At 75.1% G+C, this 485-nt stretch carries 1 protein-coding gene; it reads right to left on the reverse strand.

Annotated elements, in window-relative coordinates:
* On the reverse strand, nucleotides 1-485 hold a 485-nt coding region (locus tag FV222_RS28900; RefSeq protein WP_246685729.1), incomplete at both ends, for a methyl-accepting chemotaxis protein.

Below are 485 nucleotides of genomic sequence, written 5' to 3' on the forward strand. Positions count from 1 at the left end.
ACGTTCGCCGTCACCGCCCCCGTCCCGGACGCCGCCTCGCTGACGTTGCGCACGATCTCCTGCGTCGCCGCGCCCTGCTCCTCCACCGCCGCAGCGATCGAGGCCGAAACCCCGGAGATCTCGCGGATCCGGCCGGCGATGGCGTCGATCGCCGCGACCGCCTGACGGGTCGAGGCCTGCATCCGCCCGATCTGGCCGCCGATCTCGTCGGTGGCCCGCGCCGTCTGCGCGGCGAGTTCCTTCACCTCCGTGGCCACCACCGCGAAGCCGCGGCCGGCTTCGCCCGCGCGCGCCGCCTCGATCGTGGCGTTCAGGGCCAGCAGGTTGGTCTGGCCGGCGATCGACGAGATCATCGCCACCACGTCGCCGATCCGGGACGCCGCCTCGCTCAGCTCCTGCACCACGGCCGCCGTCTGCGCGGCCTCGGCCACGGCGCCCTGCGCCAGCGCCGACGAGCCGCCGACCTGCCGCCCGATCTCCAGCAC

The organism is Methylobacterium sp. WL103, from assembly GCF_008039885.1.
Taxonomy (GTDB): Bacteria; Pseudomonadota; Alphaproteobacteria; order Rhizobiales; family Beijerinckiaceae; genus Methylobacterium; species Methylobacterium cerastii.